Below are 2,238 nucleotides of genomic sequence, written 5' to 3' on the forward strand. Positions count from 1 at the left end.
GAACCCGATTCTTCTAGCTGCTGGTACTGTTTGGGACAAACTAAGAAACGGGCTGGTCGCTGTGTTTCTTAAACTTAAAACTCGACTCTGACCTTGTAGCCCGGAGGTAGAAACAGGATCTTGATGTACTGCTTATACTCCGGTCCGTTGATGAAGTCGGTCTGATCCTGACTTACGGACAACAAGCCAAACGTCTTCAATTTATGCTCAAACAGATTTTTTTGCATGACACGATACGCAGATTAATAGTTTGTAGGAAGGAACGTCAACGAAATAAATTATTTCACGTAAAAAGCGGCGAGTTGATTTAACCGTTGCTTCACCAGCTCGTTACGCATGGGTTCGAACCGAGCTAGCTCCTTTCCGTCTTTCGTAACAATCACGTAAAAGGGTTGATTTAACTGGGTAGTCAGGTGGTAAATAGTGGCCAGTTCGGCAATGTCTTCAAACCAGGCAGCCATCGCGTATAACGAGGGAAACGGCGTTTGAGCGAGTTTTCGATACACGTCCGGTGCCTGGTTAATCGGCAGGGCCTGACCGCTTCGGAACCGGGTTTGTTCTAGTAAAGAATCCATATAGTTAGCGTCAGGCTTGTTCATCATACGCCAGACCCCTTTGGTAAACGGTGTGGGTTCAACGACTGCGTCTCGTTCGGAGGGATGTGGCGTAATTTCCGTTACCGCGTCGACGATATGTGTCGCCTCGTGCATTAACACGTAAATCAGGGCGTCCAGGTTGCCTGCTTCTACGCGTAGGGTATAGTTTGTACCCTTTACCGGCTCGAAACACGTATTTTCTTTCTTCGTTGCCCATTCAGACACGGTCTCGTCCAACAAACCCGCCCGGAAAGTAATATTGAACTGTTTGGCTACCCCGTTGGTATCAATGGGTGAAGTCAATGCCGTATTCGGCATATTATCCATGAAGCTAATGCTATAGAGATGCTCTTTCAAAATTTGCTGATGCATAGGGGGCAACAAGGCAAAGGCATTTTTCACCTTTTCCTGTTGAGCTGCCGTCAGCGTGCGGTTGACGGGCTTCATTCCCGCCGCCCGGAACATCGTCCATACACTGGCAGGAGCCGATTTTACGCGTTGCGAAGGGTCATCTCTGTGGGTGGAAGGGGACGTTTGTGCTGCAGTGGTGAATACTGCGAACAACAGCATGCATAAGGCGGGCATAACCCATGTAAACTCTGATTTTCTGATCATAAATAACCGTATGTTGAACTCGTAATCGTTTTTGCAGCCTGCTGCGGTAAGGCAATCCGCATCTTACCGCAGCATGTGCTGCGAAAGTATGTACTTCATTTTTAACCTGAGATTCCTAGTGAATTGATCAAGCTATTCTTCAGATCCAGATGATAGTGTAGCATAGCCGGGCTTCCGGGAAAGGTACCGGTGGCTTTTTCGGTAAACTACGCCGCAATAGTACCGCCTTTACTACCACCAATTATCGGTGCAATTTTGCCCACTCGTTCGTTTTCAAAGGTAAAGTACATGAACCGGCTGTTTTGTGTTGGACAAATTTCAGTACTATGCCTGCGGCTGACAAGTACGGATTTACGATTCAGATGGGGATAAATTTTTCCCTATTGAAGGCAAACCAGGTATGTTTATCTTTGTACAATGTACGAACGAAAGACCTTACCCAACCTGAACTGCGGACTCGACCTGATCGGCGAAGTCCTGTACGGTAAATGGAAAATACGGCTTTTATGGTTTATCAACCAAGGCTTTCAACGCCCCAGCGAGTTGCAAAGAAAAATTCCGGGGGCCTCCCGACGGGTACTGAATGTACAGTTGAAGGAATTGGAAAACCACGAGCTGGTGGGCAAGGTGATTTATCCAGTCGTTCCACCCAAAGTTGAATATTACCTCACCGATTTCGGCAAATCGCTTATCCCCGTCATTGGTGCCATCGGCCAATGGGGTGATCAGCACGAGCAGCGTTTGCGAACGCTCATTCTAAAGAACCTCGATACTACACCGAGCCCTGATCAGGACTAGTACAGCTTCGGTCTAGGGATCATACGAAGCCGCCGGAACGGCTTCGTATAAAGTGCTTTTACGCTAAGAAACACGAAGCTTCTTTCTCCCCGTTGTCGTTGGCAGGACACTTGGATTTCCCTGACAGGCTTGTTGCAGAATGTTCTCCATTTCTCCGAGCAGACCGGGTATGGGTGAATCGCTCGTGTTCGTCAAGCACAGCGAACCATTTGTCGTTAATGCCCCAATC

At 47.9% G+C, this 2,238-nt stretch carries 3 protein-coding genes; 1 reads left to right on the top strand and 2 read right to left on the bottom strand.

All coding sequences use genetic code 11. The features are described 5' to 3' along the window. Positions 1-74 precede the first annotated feature (74 nt). On the bottom strand, positions 75-227 hold the full coding sequence (locus ACOJTG_RS05465; protein WP_420152886.1) for a hypothetical protein: 153 nt from the start codon (positions 225-227) through the stop codon (positions 75-77). 51 nt (positions 228-278) lie between these two features. Continuing rightward, positions 279-1,166: a hypothetical protein gene (locus tag ACOJTG_RS05470; protein ID WP_420152887.1), complete on the bottom strand. Its 888-nt coding sequence runs from the start codon at positions 1,164-1,166 to the stop codon at positions 279-281. A 462-nt stretch (positions 1,167-1,628) separates the two neighbouring features. Here ACOJTG_RS05470 and ACOJTG_RS05475 point away from each other — a divergent pair, with 462 nt between their 5' ends. Next, positions 1,629-2,009 (top strand): winged helix-turn-helix transcriptional regulator, encoded by a 381-nt coding sequence (locus ACOJTG_RS05475; protein WP_420152888.1) that lies wholly within the window; start codon positions 1,629-1,631, stop codon positions 2,007-2,009. Positions 2,010-2,238: the final 229 nt, after the last annotated feature.

This window comes from Siphonobacter sp., from assembly GCF_048595215.1.
Taxonomy (GTDB): Bacteria; Bacteroidota; Bacteroidia; order Cytophagales; family Spirosomataceae; genus Siphonobacter.

What these genes read in the sequence shown, in the direction of transcription:
- ACOJTG_RS05465 (WP_420152886.1), bottom strand. Translation starts at nt 227, where the DNA reads ATGCAAAAAAATCTGTTTGAGCATAAATTGAAGACGTTTGGCTTGTTG.
- ACOJTG_RS05470 (WP_420152887.1), bottom strand. Translation starts at nt 1,166, where the DNA reads ATGCTGTTGTTCGCAGTATTCACCACTGCAGCACAAACGTCCCCTTCC.
- ACOJTG_RS05475 (WP_420152888.1), top strand. Translation starts at nt 1,629, where the DNA reads ATGTACGAACGAAAGACCTTACCCAACCTGAACTGCGGACTCGACCTG.